The organism is Klebsiella sp. CN_Kp091, assembly GCF_040065095.1.
GTDB classification, from domain to species: Bacteria; Pseudomonadota; Gammaproteobacteria; order Enterobacterales; family Enterobacteriaceae; genus Klebsiella; species Klebsiella aerogenes.
This window is the reverse complement of sequence record NZ_JBEAIO010000003.1, coordinates 144,175-167,878: the sequence shown is the minus strand read 5'-3', so window position 1 is coordinate 167,878 and position 23,704 is coordinate 144,175. Positions and strand designations below refer to the sequence as shown.

Annotated in this window: 24 protein-coding genes; 11 read left to right on the top strand and 13 right to left on the bottom strand. The window is 57.8% G+C overall.

All coding sequences use genetic code 11. The annotated features are described in order from the left end of the window. Window position 1: 1 nt before the first annotated feature. Entirely contained in the window at window positions 2–1,105 is a 1,104-nt protein-coding gene (phnW, locus tag ABLV17_RS02920; RefSeq protein ID WP_213317683.1) for a 2-aminoethylphosphonate--pyruvate transaminase, read from the bottom strand. Between the two features lie 141 nt (window positions 1,106–1,246). On the opposite strand from phnW, the gene phnR reads away from it, so the two are divergent. The 5 genes from phnR (at window position 1,247) to phnV (ending at window position 5,936) form a co-directional block, all read left to right on the top strand. Beyond that, window positions 1,247–1,966, top strand: a complete 720-nt coding sequence (phnR, locus tag ABLV17_RS02915) for a phosphonate utilization transcriptional regulator PhnR (protein WP_045397821.1) — start codon at window positions 1,247–1,249, stop codon at window positions 1,964–1,966. A gap of 178 nt (window positions 1,967–2,144) precedes the next feature. Beyond that, window positions 2,145–3,158 carry a 2-aminoethylphosphonate ABC transporter substrate-binding protein gene (gene phnS / locus ABLV17_RS02910; RefSeq protein WP_308958083.1) on the top strand — a complete coding sequence of 338 codons (1,014 nt, stop codon included), beginning with the start codon at window positions 2,145–2,147 and terminating at the stop codon, window positions 3,156–3,158. Between the two features lie 5 nt (window positions 3,159–3,163). Then, complete coding sequence (gene phnT, locus ABLV17_RS02905) at window positions 3,164–4,276, top strand: 2-aminoethylphosphonate ABC transport system ATP-binding subunit PhnT (RefSeq protein ID WP_308958084.1); 1,113 nt, start codon at window positions 3,164–3,166, stop codon at window positions 4,274–4,276. Continuing rightward, window positions 4,276–5,136 (top strand): 2-aminoethylphosphonate ABC transporter permease subunit, encoded by an 861-nt coding sequence (gene phnU / locus ABLV17_RS02900; RefSeq protein WP_087858896.1) that lies wholly within the window; start codon window positions 4,276–4,278, stop codon window positions 5,134–5,136. The genes phnT and phnU overlap by 1 nt, the downstream gene beginning before the upstream one ends. Before the next feature lie 2 nt (window positions 5,137–5,138). Continuing rightward, on the top strand, window positions 5,139–5,936 hold the full coding sequence (phnV, locus tag ABLV17_RS02895; protein WP_308958085.1) for a 2-aminoethylphosphonate ABC transport system, membrane component PhnV: 798 nt from the start codon (window positions 5,139–5,141) through the stop codon (window positions 5,934–5,936). A 57-nt stretch (window positions 5,937–5,993) separates the two neighbouring features. Here phnV and ABLV17_RS02890 read toward each other — a convergent pair whose 3' ends face one another. The 3 genes from ABLV17_RS02890 to ABLV17_RS02880 form a co-directional block, all read right to left on the bottom strand. Continuing rightward, entirely contained in the window at window positions 5,994–7,373 is a 1,380-nt protein-coding gene (locus ABLV17_RS02890; protein WP_308958086.1) for a carbohydrate porin, read from the bottom strand. A 273-nt stretch (window positions 7,374–7,646) separates the two neighbouring features. Continuing rightward, window positions 7,647–8,972 (bottom strand): PTS cellobiose transporter subunit IIC, encoded by a 1,326-nt coding sequence (locus ABLV17_RS02885; RefSeq protein WP_015703869.1) that lies wholly within the window; start codon window positions 8,970–8,972, stop codon window positions 7,647–7,649. An 11-nt stretch (window positions 8,973–8,983) separates the two neighbouring features. After that, a complete protein-coding gene (locus ABLV17_RS02880) occupies window positions 8,984–9,298 on the bottom strand; it encodes a PTS sugar transporter subunit IIB (protein ID WP_015369080.1) in 315 nt (104 codons plus the stop codon). A gap of 293 nt (window positions 9,299–9,591) precedes the next feature. On the opposite strand from ABLV17_RS02880, the gene ABLV17_RS02875 reads away from it, so the two are divergent. Beyond that, window positions 9,592–10,527 (top strand): LacI family DNA-binding transcriptional regulator, encoded by a 936-nt coding sequence (locus ABLV17_RS02875; RefSeq protein ID WP_308958087.1) that lies wholly within the window; start codon window positions 9,592–9,594, stop codon window positions 10,525–10,527. Window positions 10,528–10,556: 29 nt separating this feature from the next. Here ABLV17_RS02875 and ABLV17_RS02870 read toward each other — a convergent pair whose 3' ends face one another. From ABLV17_RS02870 to ABLV17_RS02850, 5 genes are all read right to left on the bottom strand, one after another. Beyond that, complete coding sequence (locus ABLV17_RS02870; RefSeq protein WP_047078232.1) at window positions 10,557–10,871, bottom strand: CcdB family protein; 315 nt, start codon at window positions 10,869–10,871, stop codon at window positions 10,557–10,559. 2 nt (window positions 10,872–10,873) lie between these two features. Continuing rightward, window positions 10,874–11,107 (bottom strand): type II toxin-antitoxin system CcdA family antitoxin, encoded by a 234-nt coding sequence (locus tag ABLV17_RS02865; protein ID WP_045390507.1) that lies wholly within the window; start codon window positions 11,105–11,107, stop codon window positions 10,874–10,876. A 216-nt stretch (window positions 11,108–11,323) separates the two neighbouring features. Then, window positions 11,324–11,614 carry a YicS family protein gene (locus tag ABLV17_RS02860; RefSeq protein ID WP_015703867.1) on the bottom strand — a complete coding sequence of 97 codons (291 nt, stop codon included), beginning with the start codon at window positions 11,612–11,614 and terminating at the stop codon, window positions 11,324–11,326. 101 nt (window positions 11,615–11,715) lie between these two features. Beyond that, entirely contained in the window at window positions 11,716–12,618 is a 903-nt protein-coding gene (locus tag ABLV17_RS02855) for an EamA family transporter (protein ID WP_045375196.1), read from the bottom strand. A gap of 63 nt (window positions 12,619–12,681) precedes the next feature. Next, a complete protein-coding gene (locus ABLV17_RS02850) occupies window positions 12,682–13,587 on the bottom strand; it encodes an AraC family transcriptional regulator (RefSeq protein WP_271032689.1) in 906 nt (301 codons plus the stop codon). 116 nt (window positions 13,588–13,703) lie between these two features. On the opposite strand from ABLV17_RS02850, the gene ABLV17_RS02845 reads away from it, so the two are divergent. Then, a complete protein-coding gene (locus tag ABLV17_RS02845) occupies window positions 13,704–14,240 on the top strand; it encodes a peroxidase-related enzyme (RefSeq protein WP_113374077.1) in 537 nt (178 codons plus the stop codon). A gap of 19 nt (window positions 14,241–14,259) precedes the next feature. Here the strand turns inward: ABLV17_RS02845 and ABLV17_RS02840 are convergent, their stop codons facing one another. Beyond that, window positions 14,260–14,730 (bottom strand): nuclear transport factor 2 family protein, encoded by a 471-nt coding sequence (locus ABLV17_RS02840; protein ID WP_087858902.1) that lies wholly within the window; start codon window positions 14,728–14,730, stop codon window positions 14,260–14,262. Next, complete coding sequence (locus tag ABLV17_RS02835) at window positions 14,730–15,359, bottom strand: pyridoxamine 5'-phosphate oxidase family protein (protein WP_063447230.1); 630 nt, start codon at window positions 15,357–15,359, stop codon at window positions 14,730–14,732. Before ABLV17_RS02835 ends, ABLV17_RS02840 begins: the two co-directional genes overlap by 1 nt. Before the next feature lie 39 nt (window positions 15,360–15,398). Here ABLV17_RS02835 and ABLV17_RS02830 point away from each other — a divergent pair, with 39 nt between their 5' ends. Further along, window positions 15,399–16,370 (top strand): LysR substrate-binding domain-containing protein, encoded by a 972-nt coding sequence (locus tag ABLV17_RS02830; RefSeq protein ID WP_308958088.1) that lies wholly within the window; start codon window positions 15,399–15,401, stop codon window positions 16,368–16,370. Here ABLV17_RS02830 and ABLV17_RS02825 read toward each other — a convergent pair. Next, entirely contained in the window at window positions 16,367–17,860 is a 1,494-nt protein-coding gene (locus ABLV17_RS02825) for an MDR family MFS transporter (protein ID WP_221695112.1), read from the bottom strand. The two genes, ABLV17_RS02830 and ABLV17_RS02825, sit on opposite strands and share 4 nt — an antisense overlap. Window positions 17,861–17,940: 80 nt before the next feature. On the opposite strand from ABLV17_RS02825, the gene ABLV17_RS02820 reads away from it, so the two are divergent. Further along, window positions 17,941–18,588: a TetR/AcrR family transcriptional regulator gene (locus tag ABLV17_RS02820; RefSeq protein WP_308958089.1), complete on the top strand. Its 648-nt coding sequence runs from the start codon at window positions 17,941–17,943 to the stop codon at window positions 18,586–18,588. Between the two features lie 176 nt (window positions 18,589–18,764). Here the strand turns inward: ABLV17_RS02820 and ABLV17_RS02815 are convergent, their stop codons facing one another. Beyond that, on the bottom strand, window positions 18,765–19,181 hold the full coding sequence (locus ABLV17_RS02815) for a GNAT family N-acetyltransferase (RefSeq protein ID WP_308958090.1): 417 nt from the start codon (window positions 19,179–19,181) through the stop codon (window positions 18,765–18,767). Window positions 19,182–19,469: 288 nt separating this feature from the next. Here ABLV17_RS02815 and eefA point away from each other — a divergent pair, with 288 nt between their 5' ends. Both eefA and eefB read left to right on the top strand, forming a co-directional pair. After that, on the top strand, window positions 19,470–20,594 hold the full coding sequence (gene eefA / locus ABLV17_RS02810; protein WP_308958091.1) for a multidrug efflux RND transporter periplasmic adaptor subunit EefA: 1,125 nt from the start codon (window positions 19,470–19,472) through the stop codon (window positions 20,592–20,594). After that, the gene (gene eefB, locus ABLV17_RS02805; protein WP_308958092.1) at window positions 20,594–23,701 is read left to right on the top strand and encodes a multidrug efflux RND transporter permease subunit EefB; all 3,108 of its coding nucleotides are present in this window, start codon (window positions 20,594–20,596) and stop codon (window positions 23,699–23,701) included. Before eefA ends, eefB begins: the two co-directional genes overlap by 1 nt. Window positions 23,702–23,704 lie beyond the last annotated feature (3 nt).

Here is a 23,704-nt window from a genome sequence, read left to right as displayed (position 1 = left end):
CTTATTGTTTCCAGTACATGGCGTTGTCGATAGCCGCCAGCAGGGCGGTGATATCGGCGTCGTAGACTTCGCCAATGTTGCCGATGCGGAAGCAGTCGCTTTGCGATACTTTGCCCGGATAGATAACGAAGCCCTGATCTTTCAGCTTCTGGTAGAAGGTGTGAAAGCGATACTGCGGCGCATCCGGTGAATAAAAGGCGGTGATAATCGGCGAATGCAGGCTATCGTCGAGCAGCGGCCGGAAGCCGAGCGCGCGCATCCCTGCCACCAGACGGCGTTGATTGTTGCGGTAGCGCTGATGGCGCGCGCTAACGCCGCCCTCCTGCGCCAGCTCTTTAAGCGCCTGGGCAAAGGCCAGCACGGTATGGGTCGGCGAGGTGAAGCGCCACTTGCCGTGGTTATCTTCCATGCAGCGCCACTGGGCATACAGATCCAGTGACAGCGAGCGTGAACGGCCTTTGCAGGCGGCCAGCTCCGCTTCGCGGGCAATCACGAAGGCAAAGCCCGGCACGCCCTGAATACATTTGTTGGCGGAGCTTATCAGGTAATCAATATTTAGCGCGGCGATATCCAACGGAATGCCGCCAAAGCTGCTCATCGCATCGACGATATAGCGTTTATCGTACCGTTTCGCCAGTTCGGCCACCTCTTCGATCGGATTCAGCATGCCGGTGGTGGTTTCGCTATGTACCATCGCGATATGGGTGATCGCCGGGTCGTTCTGCAGAATCTGTTCGATCGCCGCCGCATCAGGGCGTGCGACTTCGCCGCAGTCGTAAGGGTGGCAGGCGATGCCCATCAGCTGCGCCATCTCAATCATACGCGCGCCATAGGCGCCATTGCTGACGATCAGCACTTTGCCCTGTCCGCCGATGACGCTGCCGAGTACCGCTTCGACCGCGTAGCTGCCGCTGCCCTGCAGCAGTACCGCTGTATAACCGTCGGCTGGGGTAGCCAGTTGCACCAGCTGCTGGCGAATGGTCTGTACCACGCCGAGATTGTAATCATCATCCCAGGTGCAGCTATCGAACAACATCGCCTCTTTTACCGTACGGGAGGTGGTTAGTGGGCCGGGGGTCAGCAGCAGGTAGTTCCGTGAAGTCATTTGTCTCACCATTTGGTCTATACCAGATTTATATTTATCATGGAGACAAAGCCGGGGAAGGGTCAAAGGAAATGTGGCGCTGCAACAAAAAATTCATCTGGCTATGTATAATGAGCGCACGAAAAGTGGCAGTGAGTAAACATGAAATCACCCTCTGGCGAGATGCCGCAATACCTGATGATTAAAGCGCAGCTGCAGGCGCGTATTCAAAACGGCGCCCTCAAAAGCGGCGACAAGCTGCCTTCCGAGCGCGAGCTGTGCGCGCTGTTCAACACGACCCGGATTACGGTGCGTGAGAGCCTGGCGCAGCTGGAGGCCAGCGGCGTGATTTACCGCGCCGACCGCCGCGGCTGGTTTGTGACGCCGGAGCGTCTATGGCTGGATCCGACGCAAAATACCAACTTCCACAAGCTGTGTCTCGAGCAGGGGCGCGAACCGAAAACGGTGCTGCTTGATGGCCGCCTGGCTGCCGTGCCGCTGGATGTGATGGCGCCGTTGGCGCTGCAGCCCTTCGATCAGGTCTATTTGCTGACCCGGCTGCGCTATGCCGACGGCCGGCCGGTGTGCTACTGCGAAAACCACTGTCTGCCCGCGCGGGTGCCTGAGCTGCTGCGCCACGATCTCAACGGCAGTCTGACCGAGATTTATCAAACTCAGTACGACCTGATCTATACCAGTATGCATTTGTCGTTTTATCCCACCTCAATGCCGCCGCAGGCCGCAGAAGCGTTGGGGGTGATGGAAGGGCGCCCGGCGCTGCTGCTGCGCCGGCTGAATTACGATCAGCATGGGCGTATTCTCGATTACGATATTGAATACTGGCGGCATGACAGCCTGCGGATCGAAGTCGATACCCATTGATTTTATTGGTTAAATTTTTTGATCTCCCCGGTGGCGCTAACGCTTACCGGGACTATGCATCCCGCTCGTTTTAACTCTTTCGACACACTTCTTTCATCGTTTTGTCATAAACCCCCGGTAGCGTGAAGCCAAATCTGGTCTACACCAGAATAACTGACTATCCGATGAGGCTTATACGATGAAACTCTCCCGACTTGCTCTGCTGTCCCTGTTCGCGCTGACCAGCTCTCCGGTTTGGGCGGACGGCGTCGTCACGGTTTACTCCGCCGACGGCCTGCATGACGGCGATAACAGCTGGTATCAGAGCCAGTTCGACGCCTTCACCAAAGCGACGGGCATCAAAGTGCAGTATGTGGAAGGCGGCTCCGGCGCGATCGTCGAACGTCTGGCGAAGGAGCGTACCAATCCGCAGGCTGACGTGCTGGTCACGGTGCCGCCGTTTATCCAGCGCGCCGCGAAAGAGCAATTGCTGGCAACCTTTACCCCGCAGGGTAGCGCGCAGATCCCCGGCGCTAACGACCGCTACGCGCCGCTGGTGAATAACTATCTGACCTTCATCTATAACAGCCAGTTGCTGAAAGCCGCACCGGCCAGCTGGCAGGATTTGCTGGATAGTCGCTTTAAGAACAAGTTGCAGTACTCCACGCCGGGTCAGGCGGGCGACGGTACCGCGGTGATGCTGCAGGCGTTCCATAGCCTCGGCGGTAAAGACGCCGGTTTTGCATATCTGGGTAAGCTACAGGCCAATAATGTCGGCCCATCGGCCTCGACCGGCAAGCTGACGGCGCTGGTCAACAAAGGCGAGCTGTACGTCGCCAACGGCGATTTGCAGATGAACCTGTCGCAGATGGCGCGTAACCCGAACGTTAAAATTTTCTGGCCGGCGGATGACAAAGGCGAGCGCAGCGCGCTGGCGCTGCCCTATACCATCGGGCTTGTGCAGAACGGACCGAACAGCGAAAACGGCAAGAAGCTGATTAATTTCCTGCTGGATAAACCAGCGCAATCCAGCGTTAGCGCGCTCTCCTGGGGCTTACCGGTACGCAGCGACGTGGCGCCGGATGACGCTAACTTTAAGGCGGCGAAAGCGGCGCTCGACGGCGTGAAGAGCTGGGAGCCGAACTGGGATGATGTCGCGGTATCGCTGTCGGCTGACATTGTCCGTTGGCATAAAGTGACCGATAGCGAGTAAGCCTGATGTTGATGAAAACCACCGTCACTTCTTCCCCGTCGCTGGCGGGGACTTCCGGGATCACCCTGGACTCGCTGCGCGTTTCATACCACGGCAACGTGGTCTTAAAACCGCTGTCATTGACCATTGAACCCGGTGAGGTGCTGGCGCTGATAGGCCCTTCCGGTTCAGGGAAAACCACGGTGCTGCGGGCGATTGCCGGTTTTGTGCAACCGGCTGGCGGTCGGATCCTGATTGGCGATACTGACGTCACACAGTTGCCGCCGTACAAACGCGGGCTGGCGATGGTGGTGCAGAACTACGCGCTGTTCCCGCATATGAAGGTGGAAGATAACGTTGCTTTCGGCCTGCGGGCGCAGAAGCAGCCCAGGGGGCTTATCGCCGAGCGGGTGACCGAAGCCTTAAAAATCGTCGGTATGGCGGATTACGCCACCCGCTACCCGCATCAGCTTTCCGGCGGCCAGCAGCAGCGCGTCGCGATAGCCCGCGCGATTGCCGTGCGTCCTCGGGTACTGTTGCTTGATGAACCGCTGTCGGCGCTGGATGCGCAAATTCGTCATAACATGGTGGAAGAGATTGCCCGTCTGCATCGCGAACTGCCGGAACTGACCATTCTCTACGTCACCCACGATCAGACCGAAGCGCTGACCCTGGCGGACAAAATCGGCATCATGAAAGACGGTTCGCTGATCGCCCACGGCGAAACGCACGAGCTGTACCACTATCCACCGAACCGCTTTAGCGCCGAATTCCTCGGCCGCGCCAATATCCTGCAGGCGACGGCGCTGAAAGACAGCACCGAGCCGGGGCTGGTTAGCGTGAGCTGTGGCGGCGGCCTGATTAACGCCTTCAGCCGGGGCGGCCTGCACGGCAACAACAAGCTGTTATGCATTCGCCCGCAGCACATGAGCCTGGCGCCGCGCTCGGCAACCAGTAATCGCCTCAACGCCACACTAACTTCGGTACACTGGCAGGGCGATCTGACGCATCTGCTGTGCGATGTTGCCGGCGAAGCGGTGCGGATCGTCATGACCCACGTAAACCCACTGCCGCGCTCGGGGGACAAGCTGGCGCTCTACTTTGAACCTGGCGATGCGGTTCTGATCGAGGTGCAATAATGGCGCAAACCCTCACGCTTGCGCGTCCGGCGCGAAACCTACGCCCTTACCTGTGGCTGGCGTTGCCGCTGCTGGTGCTGGCGACGCTATTTTTCTATCCGCTACTGCTGATCGCCGAACAGGCGTTACGCGACGCCAGCGGCAATCTAAGCCTCGAGACTTTCTGGCAGGTGATCGACTCTAAGCGCTTTATCAGCGCATTGTTTAATACCTTGCAGATCGCCGTTTTCGCGACGCTCGGCTGCCTGGTGCTCGGCAGCGTGCTGGCGCTGATTCTGGTGTTTATTCCGTTCCCCGGCAGCCAACTGGTGAGCCGGGTCATTGATACGTTTATCGCGCTGCCGACCTTCCTGATTACTCTCGCGTTCACCTTTATTTACGGCTCGGCGGGGCTGCTCAACGGCACCCTGATGGCGCTGTTTGCTTTTGAACTGCCGCCGGTAGACTTTCTCTATTCGATTAACGGCGTGATCCTGGCGGAGATTACCGTCTTTACGCCGCTGGTGATGCGCCCGTTGATGGCCGGACTGCGGCAGATAGATAAGAGCCAGCTGGAAGCGGCGAGTATTCTCGGCGCCCATCCGCTACGGGTAATTACCCAGGTTATCTTCCCGGCGGCGCTACCGGCGCTGATGGCGGGCGGCAGCTTGTGCCTGCTGCTGACCACTAACGAGTTCGGTATCGTGCTGTTTATTGGCGCCAAAGGGGTTAATACCCTGCCGATGATGGTCTACAGCAAGGCGATTTTGGAGTCGGATTACAGCGTGGCCTGCATGATTGCGCTGATTAATATTCTGCTGTCGCTGGGGCTGTTTATGCTCTATCGGCTGGCTGCGGCGCGCACTGGCGTAAGGAGTTAACGATGTTGATTTGGTCGCGTAAAGGCCCCGCGGCGGCGGGTGCGCTGGCGGTCACGTTATTTGCCGGCGTTTTCCTGCTGCCGCTGGCGGTGATTTTACTCTCCAGCCTGAGTAAACAATGGAATGGCCTGCTGCCCACTGGCTTTACCTTTGCCCACTTTGTTAACGCCTTTCGCGGCGCGGCGTGGGATTCGCTGTTTTCGAGCCTGATGGTGGGTTTCTGCGCCAGCCTGTTGGCGCTGCTGTGCGGGATGTGGGCGGCGCTGGCGCTGCGCCAGTATGGCGCGACGCTACAGAAATATCTTGGCCTGGCGTTTTATCTGCCCAGCGCTATCCCCTCGGTTTCCGTCGGACTGGGCATTCTGGTGGCGTTCAGCCAGGGACCGCTGCAGATGAACGGCACCTTCTTTATCGTCCTGGCGGCGCACTTTGTGCTGATCTCCGCCTTTACCTTCAGCAACGTAACGACCGGGCTGGCGCGGATTTCCGCCGATATTGAAAACGTCGCCTCCAGTCTTGGCGCCTCGCCGTGGTATCGCCTGCGCCATGTTACGCTACCGCTGATGACGCCGTGGATGATTTCAGCGCTGGCGCTGAGTTTATCGCTGTCGATGGGAGAGTTAGGGGCGACGGTGATGATTTATCCGCCGGGTTGGACGACGCTGCCGGTGACCATTTTCAGCCTCACCGATCGCGGCAATATCGCTGATGGCTCGGCGCTGACCATTGTGCTGGTGGGCGTCACGCTGCTGTTGATGATGAAGCTTGAGCGCATCGCCCGCCGATTAAGCCAGAGATAGGTTGTATCCGGAGTTGTAGCCCGGCTCAGCGTAGCGCCAGCCGGGAATCGGATTGCCTCAGAACCAGGCCTCAAACATACCGCCGATGTTCAGCGAATCCAGCCGCTCGTCGCTGGTGCCGTCTACTTTCGCGGTGTGCTCGTTATTCACCTGGCCGCCGGTAACATAGAAGCGCAGCATCGGGCGGAACTCCGGCCCCATGCCGATGGCGATGTTCTGCGACAGCGTCAGCTTCCAGCCGTGGTTATCCCCGCCCTGGTCGTAGTCAACGCGCTGGTAGCCCGCTTCCAGCCAGGTCGAGTGCACATCGTTCCAGAAGTACATCGGCCGGACGATCGCGCCGTAGTTTTTACGGTTGTCGGTATTATCCTTGCCGTTGTCGTAGTCGTGGAAGGCCAGCAGATACTCGATCTGCGCCTGCTGAGTGAACTTATGGCTGCCCTCGAAGCTGGCGTAAACCGTGGTCAGGTCGTCGGTTTTGTTGTAGACGCTGTTATCCGAGTTATCGGAGTAGCGCAGAATAACTTTGTTCACCCCGCTGTCGTTGGTATGGCTCAGCACCAGCCCGCCCTGCCAGGCATCGAGGCGCGCGTCGCTGTCCACCGCTTTTGAGTCAAAGCCGTAGTTGGCGTACAACTCGACGTCAATCGGCCCGGCCTTGATGTTGTGGGTTTTGGTGGTCAACGCGTAGTGGCCGTTGTCGCCGGTATCGGAGCTGCCGGTACAGGTGATGCGCGACGGGTTGGTCTCGTCGGCCATCACTTCCGGGCTACAGGATTTCACCTGCGACACCGTCGCCACGTCGAACTGCACGCCGCCGATATCGAAATTCTTCACCCCGGCGCCCTGGCCGTCGTGGTTCATCCAGAAGTAGTCGTTGATCCCCTGTTGCGGGCGCTGGTGGAAGTCGCGGCCGGCCCAGATATAGGCGTTGGGGTTGGATTCAAGGACGTTGGTGACGCCAACGTAGGCTTTTTTCAGGTTAACCTCGTCGCTCCAGTGGTCAAACATGACGTTGAGATCCCAGATGGCCCCCTGCGCGCTTTTGAACGCTTTGCTGATCTGGAATTCGCCACCGTTGCTTTCGTTGCCGAGACGGCCGATCGCCGAGGCGCCGTTATAGGAGCCGTCGACGCCGACATATTTCTGGTCGCCGGTCTGGAAGTGGGCGCCATAGCGGGCGTAACCGCTAAATTTCAGGCCGAAGGGGATCGCCAGATCCGGCGAAGCGGCGGTGGTTTGCGGGTTGGTAATAACATCGACCTTTTTATTGGCCGCGGCGTCGATTTTCGCCTGGCGGTCGGCCAGCGCTTTATCAACCGCTTTCGCGACGATGGCGTCGATCTGCTCCTGGGTAAACTCCTGCGCCAGTACGGAAATTGGGCACAGCGCGGCGATAACCGCCATGGCCAATGGCAGCTTTTTAACTGTATTCATGGTTATCTCACTTTAATAATTAATATATGCAGACAATAACCGCCCCATTCTGGTTAAAATAAAAATAACCAAAATAAGCTGATTTTTTTCAGGGTACAGCTACGCCGGAGAATAAATATCTTATTCTCAGTGGCGAAAATTAACGACTAATACAGATGGCTTAATTTATTAGAAAATAGATCATAATATTTCCTGAGGTTATTGAGTTTATAATCAGGTCAGTTGGCGAAAATCCCTTTTCCGCATAAATTCATATTTCAGGTAAGACAATAATTACTGGCTAACGGCTCCGGCGACTGGTGCCACGCTTTTCGCCTTTTCGACTTCATTCTTTATTAATGAACGCTCATAGGCGCGCAGGAATGGCAGATAAATCACCGCCGACATCACCATGCAGATAACGCACATCACCACCGGGCTTAAGGTCCAGTTAGCCGCCCACGAGGCGCCAATCGGCGCGGGCGTCGTCCACGGCGTCAGCGACACTACCTGACTCAGCCAGCCAAGGCGGGTTGCGCCGTAAGCCAGCACCGCGTTGACCATCGGCACGCAGACGAAGGGAATAAACATCATTGGGTTCATGATGATCGGCGCGCCGAACAGAATCGGTTCGTTGATATTAAAGAAGCTCGGCACGATGCCCATTTTGCCGATAGTCCGCAGATGCGTGACCCGGCTACGCAGCAGCAGGAAGGCCAGCGGCAGGGTCGAACCGACGCCGCCAATCAGCAAATAGTGATCCCAGAAGCCCTGCAGGTAGACGTGCGGCAGCGCCGCGCCGGCCGCCAGCGCCGCCTGGTTTGCCGACAGGTTGGCCATCCAGAACGGGTTCATAATCCCGGTGACGATAAGCGAGCCGTGAATACCGGCGAACCAGAAAATCTGGCACATCAGCACCGACAGCAGAATTGCCGGCAGCGAATCGGAGGCGGAGACCAGCGGTTCCAGCAGATGCATAATCGCCTGCGGCAGGATCATGCCGGTTTGCGCCTCAATGAACAGGTTGAGCGGATGCAGAGTACCGATGACCACCAGTACCGGAATGAGGATCTCAAACGAACGGGCGACGCCGGTCGGCACCTCTTTCGGCAGGCGGATGGTCACATTGTTTTGCTTAAGCCAGGCGTAAACGCGGGTGGAGTAGATGGCGGTGATCAGCGCGGTGAAAATGCCCTGGCCGGATAAATACTGAGTAGAAATTTTGCCATCGGCATAGGGCGCGGCGACCAGCAGGAAGGCCATAAACGCCAGCAGGCCAGACATGACCGGATCGAGCTGGAACTGGCGTCCGAGGCTGGCGCCGATGCCGACTGAGATAAAAAAGGTCATCACGCCCATGCTGAGGTTAAACGGCAGCATCAGCTGTTCACGGTACTGCTGGGAAAAGTCCAGCCAGCCGCGGGCAAAGCCGTTAGTGGTCTCCGGCGAGAAAGGCGGAAAGATAAATACCAGCATGAAAGAGCCGATGATCATGAACGGCAATGCGGCGGTAAAGCCATCGCGGATGGCGATTACATATTTCTGTTGCCCAAGGCGTCCTGCCAGCGGAGTAATAGACTGCTCGATCACGGCAATCATCGACTGATACAGAGAACTCATTTGAACACCTCTTAGTGCGCCGCGGCGATCAGCGACAGGGCATAATTCAGAACGTTATCTCCCCGCTGCATTCCGTAATCCATCGTATCGATAGGCTGGACGGGAATATTCAGGGGAGCGGCTTTCTCGCTAAGCATTTTCAGCATGTATTTGACCTGGGGGCCAAGCAGCACCACCTGGTATTGCGGAAACTGCATATCAAATTCGGCAACGCCATAGGCGTCAATCTGCACCGGCAGGTCGCGTTCCTTTGCGGCATCCACCATTTTCCTCACCAGCAGGCTGGTGGACATCCCGGCGGAGCAACACAGCATAATCTTGTACATCGACGGCTTTCCTCATATGTAAAAAGTTATTGCGAGGATGGTTTGATATCAGACGGAAACCGGTTTCCATTTATAAAAAACAGAACTGTGAGCGCGGTCAATAACTCACCGTTAGCGGCCTTACTAATTAGATTTCGCTCACAAAATAATGTCGATTTGGCGTGGTTTTTTGCCGAAATGGAAAATCGGTTTCCAAATAAAAAAGGAAACGGCTATACTGCCGCTGGTTATAATTGAAGCGATTCAGGACACAGCGTTACAGGGGCTAAGCCGCACCTGCCAGGGGAAAAAAGATGTCGACAATCAATGATGTATCACGGTTAGCCGGGGTATCGAAAGCCACGGTTTCGCGCGTGCTGAGCGGTTCGCGCGGGGTAAAAGAGGCCAGCCGCCAGGCGGTGCTTCAGGCGGCGGAAACGCTGAACTACCGGCCCAATATGATTGCCCAATCCTTACTGAGCCAGTCGACGGGCTGTATCGGCGTGATTTGCGCGCAGGACAACATCAATCAGACCACCAGCTATCTCTACGCCCTGGAAAAACAGCTCAGCCAGCATCAGAAGCATCTACTGCTGCGCTTCGCCAATAACCGCGGCGACGTATTAAGCGCGCTGGATGAACTCACCTGTGGCCTGTGCGATGACGTGCTGATCATCGGCGCGCGCTTTCCGCTGCAGATCGAGCGCCCCGATGTGGTGCTGATTGATTGTCTGGAAAGCGATGGCGAGAACAGTATTCAGTTTGATCACGCCTTCGCCGCGGAAACCGCGTGTCATTATCTGATTAATCAGGGGCGGCGGCAGATTGCGCTGATCCATCCGCAGGGGAGCGGCTTTGCCGACCAGGTGCTGCTGGGCTATAAGCATGCGCTGGAGAAGAACTTCCTGCCGTTTAATCGCAACCTGGTCTTCCTGGACTGCGCCTCGTCGTCGGTGGCGGTGCAGGAGTTGATGAATAACGCCACTACCCTGAACTTTAATGCGCTGTTGGTGAGCGATGAACTGCAGGCGCAGCGGGTAGTGCCGCAGCTGCAGGCGTTTAACCGCGCGGTGCCGGAAAAGGTGATGGTCTTCAGTCTCGCGGGTTCGCTGCAGATGCCGGGTATTCCAACCATCCCGGCGATTGAGTATTCGATGGATGCGATGGCTTCGCGGATCGTCAACTGGCTGATCGAGAAAAGCCCGCAGCCCGGCGGCAGCCTGCTGCGCGGCGACTTAATTATTCCCTAGAGGTGCGGAGATATTCTAAATATGCGTGTCTAAATGCCATCAAGCATGAAATCGAGCGCTCCTTTAATAGCGTTGCGGTATCCGCTCGCATCGCAAAACTCGACTCCTAAGGCTTTAACAGGAATGGTTGCCGCTTCGTGTGTCATCAAAACGTATTTTTTCCCGTCAACCAAAGCCAGTATCGGGTTTAAACGCTCCGGAGCGGGATTAACACCGAGTCGCTCAACGGGCATTAACGGGATCGCTAAGCGGCGATTAATGTCGCCAATAATGTCACTGGTAACATCAATTAAAAGTGGGAAGGCCGGGTTTTTACTGGTACTTCTGTAGACATAATATTGCACTGTCAAAAACTCCGATATTCATCAGAAAAGCATCCGGTCTCTTCCCCTAAAGCATTCATTGCAGCTATTGCTTCAGCATTAGCTTCTCGCCAACGCAGGGCAGCATGTTTTTTCAGCTCAGCATCAAGCGCTGCGGCTAATGTAGCGCTCATATTTACACCGGCTTCGCGCGCACGATTGAGTAAATCCCGTTCGAGAGTGACGGTCACGTTTTGCGTTTTACGTTTTACAGTCATGATGAGATCTCCAGTGAGCAGATATGTGGAGCTTACACTTATACTGACACGATCGCTACCTGGCGGCCTCTGATAGCTCATCGCGATAAAACATATTATTTAGGAGATACGGTGAGGGTAACGCCCTCATGGGACGTAAAGCCTGAGTCCGGCGAAGTACCGAACTCAGGTCAGGATAATTTGGAGTGGCAACGGTTTTCCTGATAATTCAGCCCGTTACTTCCCCGGGCAGCGAATTTTATCAATGGCGGCCAGATAGCCTTTTTGATTATTGCGCTCTTTCGCCAGCGTCGCTTCGCGAACGTAACTCTGGTTGTCTTTCGAGGCGAGGATTTTATTGGCGAAATCGGTATCGCTGAGGGTGCTCGCCGGGGCGCATTTTTCCTTCACCGCTTTCAACACCTGCTGTTTTTGCTGCTCAAACTGCAGGCTTTGCAGCGGCGATTCGGCCCACGCCGCGCTGGCGCTAAGGGCAGTAACCAGACACAACATCCAACACGCTTTCATGGCGTTTCTCCTTCACTTTTCGCTTCAGTCAACTATATGCGCAGCAGGTGAATTGCGCAAATGTTAGACACTTTTTGTTGTTTAAAATCAGACGATTGCTATTACGCCGCGCGTACCCGCCGCCGGGAATCCACTGCGATAAGAATGACCGAAGAGAGAATCAACAGCGTCCCCAGCCAGTCCGGAAGAGTAAAGGTAATGCCCAACAGCAATAGAGAGAGCAGGGCGCTGCTCAGCGGCTCGGCGCAGCTGAGGATCCCGGCTTTCGCGCCGCCAATCTGCTGGGCGCCGTTGAGATACAGGCTGAAGGTCAGCGAGGTACCGATCACCACGAGATAGAAAAACGCCAGCAGCAGACGGCCGTTCACCACAAAGTTCGCGCTTTGGCTGCCATAAAACGGCAACAGCATCGCCCCGCCAATCAGCATGCTCCAGCCGACGATCGGCAGCGTGCCGTAGCGGGCGATAAGCGTTGAGGGATAGGTGGTATAAAACGCCGCCGCGAAGGCTGAGGCGATCCCCCAGAACAGCGCCGCCGGCGAGATGGAGAGCGAGGTCGGGTTGCCGTGGGTGACCAGCAGGAAGGTGCCGGCAAGCGAGGTGCCAATCGCCAGCAGCACAAAGGGACTGGGCCGGGCCTTACGCGCCAGCGCGAACCAGGCGACGATAATCGTCGGCGATAAAAACTGTAGCACCGTGGCGGTGGCGGCGTTCGACTTCTCGATGGTCATCAGGAAGGTGTACTGCACGGTTAACGCGCCGACCAGCGAGAAAAACAGCAGGCTAAGGGCATCTTTGCGGTTTTGCATGACGCGGAAAATTTTGTCGCCGTGAACGAAGGCGAGCATCAGCAAAATCAGCCCGGCGAACAGCAGGCGGATCATGGTCAGATAAGGCGATGACATCTGACTTTGCTGCATAATGTACTGCGCGCAGACCCCGGAACTGCCCCACAGGACGGCGGCGATCAATACGTTCAACATCCCTCTTTTGCTGGAACCCATTTTTCCCTCGCGTGAAATAGCGCAAAGCAGGAATCATAGCACGGCGGCGACGCGGCGCGTGTTTTACTGCCGACGCCACTTGCCCGGCGTCATGCCGTAGTGTTTTTTAAAGGTTTTCGCAAATGAAGCCTGTGATTGAAAACCGCAGCGTTCGGCAATCACTTCCAGCCGCGCCTGGCGATCGAGATGTAGCAGGCGAGCGGCCATCGCCATCCGCAGCTGCGACAGCCACGCCTGCGGCGTCAGATGATAGACGCGGGCAAAATGGCGGGCGAAGGTGGCGCGCGATAAAAACGCCCGCGCCGCCATGCTCTCGATAGTCCACGGCTGTTCCGGCGCGGCCAGCACCGCGAGAACGGCCGGCATTAGCCGCGTATCGCTCATCAGGCGCAACAGGCCGCCCGGCGGCTCCTGCGCGCCGAGCAGGGTACGTAACAGCAGTACCAGCAGCGTATCGCCAAGACTGCGTACGATAGCGCTGCCGCCGGGATGTTCCGCCAGGCTTTCGCGCACCAGCACGTTAAGCAAAATATCCAGTTCCGGGCAATCTTCGCGCTCATCGGTATGTAAATGGATCAGCGCCGACTCTTCGGCGAACAGCCAGTTGACGTGCGGGCCGAAGTAAAACTCGCCGCACAGCATCTCCAGCGCGTCGCTTTCCACGGCGGTACGCACTTCCGTTAGCGTGCCGTTAAAGCGATGGGCGACGGGCAGTACCTGGCCCCACTCCACCAGGCTCTCCATCAGATGCGGCGAACCGTGCGGCAGCAAGATCACGTCGCCGGCGCGCATGTGACGGGTTTGATGACCGACGGTTAGGCGCCCTTCGCCGCGCAACACAAAGTGCCACGGCACCACGCCCGCTCGCATTTGATCGTGTCCGGCCTGCCAGCGGCCGCCGAAACGGCAATGCAGATTCACTTCGCAACGCGGGGCCAGCAGCGTCAACAGATGGCTCAAACTATCCATGCGACTCCTGAGACGATAAGACAAAAAAATGAGACGAAGAGCGCCAGTCTAGCACGTCGCCGACCACTAAGATGTCTCCATTGCCACAACATACCCTCAAATAACAGGAGTACACCATGAGCCGTTTAGCCGATATCCGTGAACAAGATGCCACCGGTAAAGCCGCCGATATTTTCGCCGGAATTAAAAAAGCGATGGGTAAAGTGCCGAATGCCTATCTGACCATCGGCGGCCACTCGCCGGCGGCGCTCCAGCAGGCGCTGGCGCACAACGCGATGCTGCATAAAAGCAGCCTTAGCGCGCAGGAGCTGGAAGCGATTAATTTATCGGTCAGCGAAGCGACCGGCTGTGATTACTGCCTGGCCGCCCATACCCTGATGGCCAAAAAAGCGGGCTTCAGCGGCGAGCAAATCCACGCCCTGCGCCGCGGCGAGTATACGGAAGATGCGCGCCTGGACGCGCTGGCGAAATTCGCCCAAACCTTGGTGACCACCACCGGTACGCTGCCGGAAGCGGACGTCGCCGCGCTGCGTCACGCCGGTTTTAGCGACCAGCAGGTGATTGAGATCATCAGCGCCGTCAGCGCCATCCTGTTCACCAACATGGTAAACCGGGTTAACGACACGGTAGTGGACTTCCCGAAAGCCGATTAACCCGTCGTCGCGCGCCTGTTTACAGTCCCAGTTCGCTTAGCCCCGGATGATCGTCAGGGCGGCGACCCTGGGGCCAGTGGAACAGGCGCTCGCTTTCCGCGATCGGCAAATCGTTAATGCAGGCGTAGCGCGTGGACATTAGGCCGTGCTCATCAAACTGCCAGTTTTCATTGCCGTACGAACGAAACCAGTTGCCGCTGTCGTCGCACCACTCATAGGCGAAGCGTACGGCGATGCGATTCTCCTGCCACGCCCATAGCTCCTTAATCAGCCGGTATTGCAGCTCTTTACGCCATTTTCGCTGCAGAAACTCCACGATTTGCCCCCGTCCGTGGACAAATTCGCTGCGGTTGCGCCATTCGCTATCCACGGTATAAGCCAGCGCGACTTTTTGCGCATCGCGGCTGTTCCAGCCATCTTCTGCGGCGCGCACCTTCTGCACGGCGCTGTCGCGGGTGAACGGCGGTAACGGGGGACGTTGTTCGCTCATCAGGACTCTCCTTTTGGGGATAATTGATGCTGCAGGCGCTGATTCTCCTGCTCCAGTTCATGAATACGCTCTTGCAGGCTCTGGCTGTATTCCGCGACCTGCTGTGCGCTGTAGCGCGGCGTAATGTGCTGCGGGCAGTTCCAGTCAAAAGCCTGCAGATGAAAACGAAACAGGCGTTCGATGCGGGCGCGATAGTTTGCCGGCGTCACTAACGCCAGCAGCTCAGGCTGCTCTTCCGCCGCCAGCACCTCGACGGTAGCGTAGATCTTCAGCCTGGCACGGCGCGGGTAATCCATCAAAAACAGGCAGGCCCGGTCGCTGCCGCGCAGGTTGCCGGTGGTAATGTACTGGCGATTACCGCCGAAATCGGCCATGGCCAGCGTGGCGTCATCCAGCAGGCGCAGAAAACCCGGCGGGCCGCCGCGATGCTGAATGTAGGGCCAGCCGCTTTGCGACACCGTCGCCAGATAAAAACTGTCGCGGGTAGCGATCATCCCTTCTTCGCTAGCGCCGAAGCGATCCGCCTGACGGCGGCTGTGCGGCGTTTGCCACAGCTGGTCGCTGCCCATTTCATGTTGCACATCCATGACATCCGGGGTGATAGCGATATCGAGAAAGGTTGCTGCCATAACGCCTCCTGAAGGTAGGGGGCTATCATGGACTGTGCTGTGAAAAATGATAATACTGCTTATCTGGTAATCATCTTTCCAGATAACGGGAGAATAATGGACCGATTAAGCGCTATGGCGCTGCTGGTGAAAGTCACTGAACTGGGCAGTATGTCGGCGGCGGCGCGGGCGATGAATATGCCGCTAACGACCGTGAGCCGTAATATCGGCGAGCTGGAGAGCGCGCTGGGAGTCCGTTTATTGACGCGCACCACCCGTAAACTCACCCTCACTGATGCCGGCGTCGATTATGTCGCCGCTGCGCGGCGGATCCTCGAAGAGGTGGAAAACGCCGAACGCCGGGCAACGGGTGAATACCAGGAGCCGAAGGGCGAGCTGGTGATCTCCGCGCCGACGATGTTTGGTCGCCAGCACGTTCTGCCAGTAATTAGTGAATTTATCGCCCGTTATCCGCAAATTCGCGTACGTTTGTTACTTAGCGATAGTAATGCCGATCTGGTCGGCGACCATATCGATCTGGCGGTACGGATTGGCGAACTGGCTGATAGCAGCATGGTGGCGACCCGGCTGGGCGCGATGCGTATTGTGGCCTGCGCCCATCCCGCGCTGTTGGCCAAATACGGCGAACCGCAGCGTCCGCGCGATCTGGCGGCGTTGCCGATCATCCGTATTGAATCGCCGATGCCCTATCGTGGCTGGCGCTTTCGCGCCGTTGAACGGGAAGATCAGCTGATTAATCTGCCGCCGGTGTTGGCCGTCACCACGCCGGAGAGCGCCGCCGATGCCGCCCGACTGGGCGTTGGGGTGGCCCGCTTGCTGCACTATCAGGCGTTGGATGGTCTGCGCTGTGGGGAACTGCGTCTGCTGCTGGAAAGCGTCGAGCCGGAGCCCGCGCCGGTTCATTTGTTATATACCGCGCGGGAGCTGGCTCCGCTTAAGCTGCGGAAATTTATCGATTTTGCCGCGCCGGCGCTGCGCCAGTCCTTGCTACGCATTGCCGGGGCCGCTTAATGCGCCGCGCTTTTCAGCGGCGCCTCCTTCAATAGCCAGGAAAGGACAAACGCGACGGCCATAATGCAGGCCGCCATCAGGAATGCCGCATGGATCGCCGCGCCGAAGGCGTCGAGATAATCGAGACGGATCGCCGCTGGCAGATGCTGTACCGCCACCGGATTCATGGCTGGCGGCAGCACCGCGCCCTCAGGCAGCAGTTTCTGCAGGTTATTTTGCAGCACATGGGTAAAGACCGCGCCGAACAATGCCACGCCGATGGAGCCGCCAATCGAGCGGAACAGGGTCACGCCGGAAGTGGCAACACCGTACATCTGCGCCGGCATCGCGTTCTGTACCGCCAGCACCAGTACCTGCATCACCAGCCCCAGACCCGCGCCGAGCACGCCGGTAAACAGATAAAGCTGCCACATCGGCGAATGAATGGTGATGCGGGTCAGCAGCACCATGCCGGTCACGCCGAGCAGGGTACCGATAATCGGGAAAATCCGGTATTTCCCGGTGTGGCTAATCACCCGGCCGCTGATGATCGAGGTCAGCAGCAGGCCGCCCATCAGCGGGATTAACTGTAACCCGGCCTCGGTTGGCGTCGCCTCTTTCACCACCTGCAGATAGAGCGGCAGGAAAGTGACCGAACCGAACAGCGACATGCCGATAACAAAGCCAATCAGGCTGCACAGCAGAAAGCTACGGTTGCGGAACAGCGACAGCGGAATAATCGGCTCGGCGGCAATCCGTTCTTCGTAGATAAAACCGATGATCCCCACGATGCCGAAGGCCAGAATGCACCACAGCTGCGGGTCATTCCACGCATGGACGCTGCCGCCTTCCGAGGTAAACAGGATGATGCACAACAGCGCCATGCTGAGGTAAATCGCCCCCAGCCAGTCAATCTGATGCTGGCTGCGTTTGTTGCTGCTGTGGAATACCGCGCCGATCACCAGCAGCGCGAACAGACCCAGCGGCAGGTTGATATAGAAAATCCAGCGCCACGAGGCGTGCTGTACCAGGAAACCGCCGATCAGCGGGCCGATAACCGTCGCCAGGCCGAAGACGCCGCCGAACAGCCCCTGATAGCGCCCACGGTTGGCGGGTGGGATAACGTCGGCGACCGCCGCCATGCTGATCACCATCAGGCCGCCGCCGCCGAGCCCCTGCAGCGCGCGCATCAGTACTAATTGCGTCATGTTTTGCGCAAGCCCGCAGAGCGCGGAACCGGCAAGAAACAGCACGATCGCCACCTGCAGCACGATTTTGCGCCCGAAAAGATCGCCGAATTTACCGTACAGCGGCACTACGATGGTCGAGCTGAGGATATAGGCGGTGACCACCCACGAAAGTTTATCCAGCCCGCCGAGCTCGCCAACGATAGTAGGCAAGGCGGTGGAGACAATGGTCTGGTCCAGCGCCGACAGTAGCATCACCAGCAGCAGGGCGCTGAACAGCAGGCGGATTGAGGGCGCCGGTTGGTTTGCGACTTCAGATGTCATTGCATCACTCGCTTGAAATTAATTAAATGCATAATTAATATTTAGGGAAATGATGAATCGGGTCAAGAGATCGCCAGCATATGCCAGCACTAAAAGCTAATGAAGCGCCGCGCCGCCCCGGTCGGCCACGCGGTAAAAAGCCGGGAACCGCTAACCGCGAGCAGTTGATAGATATCGCCCTGGCGCTGTTTGCTCGCCACGGCGCGGCCCGCGTGTCGCTAAATGCCATTGCCAAAGAGGCCGGGGTGACGCCGGCGATGCTGAATTACTATTTTACGTCGCGGGAAGCGCTGATTGAGAATTTGCTGGAAGAGCGCTTTATGCCGCTGCGTAACGATATCAGCCGCATTTTTGTCGACCATCCGCAGGATCCGGTGACGGCGTTGACGATGATGGTTGAGACGCTGGCGGACATGGCGGAGCAAAATGCCTGGTTCGCGCCGCTGTGGATGCAGGAGATCATCGGCGAGATGCCGATGCTGCGCCAGCACATGGATGCGCGCTTCGGCGAGGAGCGTTTTCAGGTGATGCTGGAGACGGTTCGCCGCTGGCAGCAGGAGGGGAAAATTAACCCGGCGCTGGCGCCGGAACTGCTGTTTACCACGGTGATTAGCCTGGTGCTGGTGCCGTTCTCGCGCATCCATAGCGACCCGCGTTTACAGGCGATAACCCGGCAGACCATTGTTAGCCACGCGCTGGCATTAATGGGCCACGGGGTTGGCGGTTAAGACGTGATGTTGTGTTAATTCAGATGCCGACACTGCTTCTGCCTTATGGCTCTCCTGGCGCAGGGATTTTCCCGGAGGCGGCGCGTTGCGCCTTGTCCGGGCTACCAAAGAACTGTAGGCCGGATAAGGCGTAGCCGCCATCCGGCGCAAAAGTCGCGCCTTATCCACGGTTATCGTTACAGCGTCTTCGATAAATAGTGGCGTTGCATACCCGCGTGCGGGAAATCGGGCAGCGACATCTGCAACTGATAGCCTAATTTCTGATAAAACGGCAGCGCCTGGAAGCTAAAGGTATCGACCAGCAAATGACTGCAGCCCAACGCCTGCGCCTGCTGTTCTGCCTCCTGCATAAGCTCGCGGCCCAGGCCGTTGCCGCGCATCTCTTCGCTCACCCACAGGTATTCGATACACAGCCAGTTGCCTTTGCGTTTGGCGATAAGCCCGCCGCGCATCACCGCTTGCTCATCGCGGGAGTAAATGCCCAGATCGCCAAACTGCGTCGGGTCGAGGTAGCGTGAATTGTATTCACGCAGGCCTGCCAGCAATTCTTGTTGATCGTCGGGATTAATGCTTTTTGTAATTATTAGACCCATTAAGTTTCTCCAGTTGCACAGGCTATCGTTATATTTTCCTCTCCTGACTTTCACAAAATATTCTTATTTTCTCCACTATTTTTTGTCTTAATTTTGACCTTCAAAGTAAGCGAAATAACCTTTCCATGACTTTCGAAAGGGCGGGCTGAGAATCCCCACAATAATAATAGTGTTAAGGAACATCTACGCTCCATTTCGATATTTTCATTGAGACGAAAATGTCGCAGCGCCCATCTTTTCCTCGCGATTTAATTCACGGGGGGACGTCTTACATCTTGAGAAAATAAAATGAAACACATCATAGCCCCCATCGCGACAGCATTATTTCTCCTGAGCGGATGCGATAATGCGCAGACAACTGCGCCGCAACAACCCACGCCGGAGGTGGGAATTGTAACGCTGCAAGCCCAGCCGGTGCCGGTTGTCAGTCAACTGACTGGCCGCACGACCGCCTCGCTCAGCGCCGAAGTGCGTCCGCAGGTCGGCGGTATCATTCAGAAGCGCCTGTTTACCGAAGGCGATATGGTGAAGGCCGGGCAGGCCCTTTACCAGATCGATCCCTCCAGTTATCGCGCCGCCTGGAACGAAGCGGCGGCCGCGTTGAAGCAGGCACAGGCGCTGGTGGTCTCTGATTGCCAGAAAGCCCAACGCTACGCGTCGTTGGTCAGAGATAACGGCGTCTCTCGCCAGGATGCCGACGACGCTGCCTCCGCCTGCGCCCAGGACAAGGCCAGTGTGGAGTCGAAAAAAGCGGCGCTTGAGAGCGCGCGCATCAACCTGAACTGGACCACCGTCACCGCGCCGATTGCCGGGCGCATCGGCATCTCCTCGGTCACGCCGGGAGCGCTGGTCTCTGCAGACCAGGATACCGCGCTGGCGACGATCCGCGGCCTCGACACCATGTATGTCGATCTGACGCGATCCAGTGTCGATCTCCTGCGTTTACGCAGGCAGAGCCTGGCCAGCAACAGCGATACCCTCAGCGTGACGTTAACCCTTGAAGATGGCAGTACCTATCCCGAAAAAGGGCATTTGGCGCTCACCGAAGTCGCCGTCGATGAATCCACTGGCTCGGTGACCCTGCGCGCCATCTTCCCCAACCCGCAGCACATCCTGCTGCCGGGGATGTTTGTCCGCGCGCGTATCGATGAAGGCATCATGAACGACGCGATCCTCGCGCCGCAGCAGGGTATTACCCGCGATGCCAAAGGCGACGCCACGGCGCTGGTTGTCGATGCCGACAACAACGTTGAGCAGCGTACCGTGCAAACCGGCGATACCTACGGCGATAAATGGCTGGTGCTGAGCGGTCTGAAAGCGGGCGACAAGCTGATTGTCGAAGGCACCGGTAAAGTATCCCCCGGACAAGCGGTGAAGGCCGTTGCCGTCAAAAATAACGGAGGCAATGCCTGATGTTCTCCCGTTTCTTCGTACGGCGCCCGGTCTTTGCCTGGGTGATCGCTATCCTTATCATGCTTGCCGGGGCGCTGGCGATCCGCACGCTGCCGGTGGGGCAATATCCGGACGTCGCCCCGCCGGCGGTCAAAATATCCGCTACCTATACCGGAGCTTCCGCAGAAACCCTGGAAAACAGCGTCACCCAGGTTATCGAGCAGCAGCTCACCGGACTGGATAACTTACTTTATTTCACCTCCACCAGCAGTTCGGATGGTACGGTGAGTATTACCGTCACCTTTGAGCAGGGAACCGATCCGGATACCGCTCAGGTACAGGTACAAAACAAAGTGCAGCAGGCGGAATCGCGTCTGCCGAGTGAAGTACAGCAATCTGGCGTAACGGTAGAAAAATCGCAAAGCAGTTTCCTGTTAATCCTCGCGGTGTATGACAAAACCAACCGCGCCACCAGTTCTGATATCTCCGACTGGCTGGTCAGCAATATGCAGGACCCGCTGGCGCGCGTGGAGGGCGTCGGCAGCCTGCAGGTATTCGGCGCCGAATACGCGATGCGCATCTGGATGGACCCGACCAAACTCGCCTCTTACTCGTTGATGCCTTCCGACGTACAGTCGGCGATTGAGGCGCAGAACGTGCAGGTCTCCGCGGGTAAAATCGGCGCGCTACCGTCGTCCAATGCCCAGCAATTGACCGCTACCGTGCGTGCGCAGTCGCGGCTGCAAACACCTGACCAGTTCAAAGCGATCATTGTAAAGAGCCAGTCAGACGGTTCAGTGGTGCGCCTGAGCGATGTCGCGCGGGTGGAGATGGGCAGCGAGGATTACACCGCTACCGCTAATCTGAACGGCCACCCCGCAGCCGGGATTGCGGTGATGATGGCACCCGGCGCCAACGCGCTGGATACCGCAACGCTGGTGAAAAGCAAAATCGCTGAATTCCAGCGTCAAATGCCGCAGGGCTACGATATCGCCTACCCGAAAGACAGCACCGAGTTCATCAAAATCTCGGTCGAGGATGTTATCCATACCCTGTTTGAAGCGATTATTCTCGTGGTCTGCGTAATGTATCTGTTCCTGCAGAACTTCCGCGCGACGCTCATTCCGGCGGTAGCGGTACCGGTCGTGTTACTTGGCACCTTTGGGGTGCTGGCGCTGTTCGGCTACTCCATTAATACCCTGACGCTGTTCGCCATGGTGCTGGCGATCGGCCTGCTGGTGGATGATGCCATTGTGGTGGTGGAAAACGTCGAACGTATTATGCGCGACGAAGGGTTGCCCGCCCGCGAAGCCACCGAAAAATCGATGGGCGAAATTTCCGGCGCGCTGGTGGCGATCGCCCTGGTGCTGTCGGCGGTATTCCTGCCAATGGCCTTTTTCGGCGGCTCGACCGGGGTAATCTATCGCCAGTTCTCGGTGACGATCATCTCGGCGATGATGCTGTCGGTGGTCGTAGCGTTAACCCTCACTCCGGCGCTGTGCGGCGCGCTGCTAAGCCACTCCAAACCTCATGACAAAGGCTTCTTCGGCGCCTTTAATCGCCTGTGGGGGCGTACAGAAGAGGGCTACCAGCGTCGCGTACTCGGCGGCCTACGCCGCGGCGCGGTGATGATGGGCGCTTACGCCTTGATTTGCGGGGCGATGGCGCTGGCGATGTGGAAACTGCCGGGCAGCTTCCTGCCGGTGGAGGATCAGGGCGAAATCATGGTCCAGTACACCTTGCCTGCCGGGGCGACGGCGGTGCGTACCGCCGAGGTGCGCCGTCAGGTGACCGACTGGTTCCTCACCAAAGAGAAAGCCAATACCGAGGTTATCTTCACCGTCGACGGCTTCAGTTTCAGCGGCAGCGGTCAGAATGCCGGTATGGCCTTCGTCTCATTGAAAAACTGGTCGCAGCGCAAAGGCGACGAAAATACCGCGCAAGCCATTGCGCTGCGCGCCAACAAAGAGCTGGGCGCGATCCGCGACGCCACCCTGTTCGCCATGACGCCGCCATCGGTGGACGGCCTTGGGCAAAGTAACGGCTTCACTTTCGAGCTGATGGCCAGCGGGGGTACCGATCGCGATAGCCTGATGAAGCTGCGCAGCCAACTGCTGGCCGCAGCCAATCAGAGCGGCGAACTGCAATCGGTTCGCGCCAACGATCTGCCACAAATGCCACAGCTGCAGGTGGATATCGATAACAACAAAGCCGTCTCGCTGGGGCTGTCGCTCAGCGACGTGACCGATACGCTCTCCAGCGCCTGGGGCGGCACGTACGTCAACGACTTTATCGATCGCGGCCGGGTGAAAAAGGTCTACATCCAGGGCGAGAGCGACGCGCGCGCTGTGCCCTCCGATCTTGGTAAATGGTTTGTCCGCGGCAGCGATAACAGCATGACGCCGTTCACCGCGTTCGCCACCACCCATTGGGAATACGGGACGGAAAGCCTGGTACGCTACAACGGCTCAGCCGCCTTTGAGATCCAGGGGGAAAACGCCGCGGGCTTCAGCTCAGGGGCGGCAATGGACAAAATGGAAAAACTGGCCGATAGCCTGCCGGCGGGTTCCACCTGGGCATGGAGCGGTATTTCGCTGCAGGAAAAACTGGCCAGCGGCCAGGCGATGAGCCTGTACGCCATTTCGATTCTGGTGGTGTTCCTGTGCCTGGCGGCGCTGTATGAAAGCTGGTCGGTGCCGTTCTCGGTGATCATGGTCATCCCGTTAGGCCTGCTTGGCGCGGCGCTGGCGGCCACGCTGCGCGGCTTAAGTAACGACGTCTATTTCCAGGTGGCGCTGTTGACGACCATTGGCCTGTCGTCGAAGAACGCCATTCTTATCGTTGAATTCGCTGAATCCGCGGTGGATGAGGGCTATTCGCTCTCGCGGGCGGCGATCCGCGCCGCGCAGACCCGTCTGCGCCCGATTGTCATGACCTCGCTGGCATTTATCGCCGGAGTACTGCCGCTGGCCATTGCTACCGGCGCCGGGGCCAACAGCCGCGTGGCGATCGGTACCGGGATTATCGGCGGCACCCTGACGGCGACGCTGCTGGCGGTGTTCTTCGTCCCGCTGTTCTTTGTGCTGGTGAAGCGTCTCTTTACCCGCCCACGTCCTTCTCAGGAGTAAGTT

What these genes read in the sequence shown, in the direction of transcription:
- ABLV17_RS02845 (WP_113374077.1), top strand. Translation starts at nt 13,704, where the DNA reads ATGAGCCGTTTAGCCGATATCCGTGAACAAGATGCCACCGGTAAAGCC.
- ABLV17_RS02840 (WP_087858902.1), bottom strand. Translation starts at nt 14,730, where the DNA reads ATGAGCGAACAACGTCCCCCGTTACCGCCGTTCACCCGCGACAGCGCC.
- ABLV17_RS02850 (WP_271032689.1), bottom strand. Translation starts at nt 13,587, where the DNA reads ATGGATAGTTTGAGCCATCTGTTGACGCTGCTGGCCCCGCGTTGCGAA.
- ABLV17_RS02875 (WP_308958087.1), top strand. Translation starts at nt 9,592, where the DNA reads ATGTCGACAATCAATGATGTATCACGGTTAGCCGGGGTATCGAAAGCC.
- ABLV17_RS02820 (WP_308958089.1), top strand. Translation starts at nt 17,941, where the DNA reads ATGCCAGCACTAAAAGCTAATGAAGCGCCGCGCCGCCCCGGTCGGCCA.
- ABLV17_RS02855 (WP_045375196.1), bottom strand. Translation starts at nt 12,618, where the DNA reads ATGGGTTCCAGCAAAAGAGGGATGTTGAACGTATTGATCGCCGCCGTC.
- eefA (WP_308958091.1), top strand. Translation starts at nt 19,470, where the DNA reads ATGAAACACATCATAGCCCCCATCGCGACAGCATTATTTCTCCTGAGC.
- ABLV17_RS02865 (WP_045390507.1), bottom strand. Translation starts at nt 11,107, where the DNA reads ATGACTGTAAAACGTAAAACGCAAAACGTGACCGTCACTCTCGAACGG.
- phnS (WP_308958083.1), top strand. Translation starts at nt 2,145, where the DNA reads ATGAAACTCTCCCGACTTGCTCTGCTGTCCCTGTTCGCGCTGACCAGC.
- ABLV17_RS02885 (WP_015703869.1), bottom strand. Translation starts at nt 8,972, where the DNA reads ATGAGTTCTCTGTATCAGTCGATGATTGCCGTGATCGAGCAGTCTATT.
- ABLV17_RS02890 (WP_308958086.1), bottom strand. Translation starts at nt 7,373, where the DNA reads ATGAATACAGTTAAAAAGCTGCCATTGGCCATGGCGGTTATCGCCGCG.
- ABLV17_RS02860 (WP_015703867.1), bottom strand. Translation starts at nt 11,614, where the DNA reads ATGAAAGCGTGTTGGATGTTGTGTCTGGTTACTGCCCTTAGCGCCAGC.
- phnV (WP_308958085.1), top strand. Translation starts at nt 5,139, where the DNA reads ATGTTGATTTGGTCGCGTAAAGGCCCCGCGGCGGCGGGTGCGCTGGCG.
- phnU (WP_087858896.1), top strand. Translation starts at nt 4,276, where the DNA reads ATGGCGCAAACCCTCACGCTTGCGCGTCCGGCGCGAAACCTACGCCCT.
- ABLV17_RS02835 (WP_063447230.1), bottom strand. Translation starts at nt 15,359, where the DNA reads ATGGCAGCAACCTTTCTCGATATCGCTATCACCCCGGATGTCATGGAT.
- eefB (WP_308958092.1), top strand. Translation starts at nt 20,594, where the DNA reads ATGTTCTCCCGTTTCTTCGTACGGCGCCCGGTCTTTGCCTGGGTGATC.
- ABLV17_RS02815 (WP_308958090.1), bottom strand. Translation starts at nt 19,181, where the DNA reads ATGGGTCTAATAATTACAAAAAGCATTAATCCCGACGATCAACAAGAA.
- phnW (WP_213317683.1), bottom strand. Translation starts at nt 1,105, where the DNA reads ATGACTTCACGGAACTACCTGCTGCTGACCCCCGGCCCACTAACCACC.
- ABLV17_RS02880 (WP_015369080.1), bottom strand. Translation starts at nt 9,298, where the DNA reads ATGTACAAGATTATGCTGTGTTGCTCCGCCGGGATGTCCACCAGCCTG.
- phnR (WP_045397821.1), top strand. Translation starts at nt 1,247, where the DNA reads ATGAAATCACCCTCTGGCGAGATGCCGCAATACCTGATGATTAAAGCG.
- phnT (WP_308958084.1), top strand. Translation starts at nt 3,164, where the DNA reads ATGTTGATGAAAACCACCGTCACTTCTTCCCCGTCGCTGGCGGGGACT.
- ABLV17_RS02825 (WP_221695112.1), bottom strand. Translation starts at nt 17,860, where the DNA reads ATGACATCTGAAGTCGCAAACCAACCGGCGCCCTCAATCCGCCTGCTG.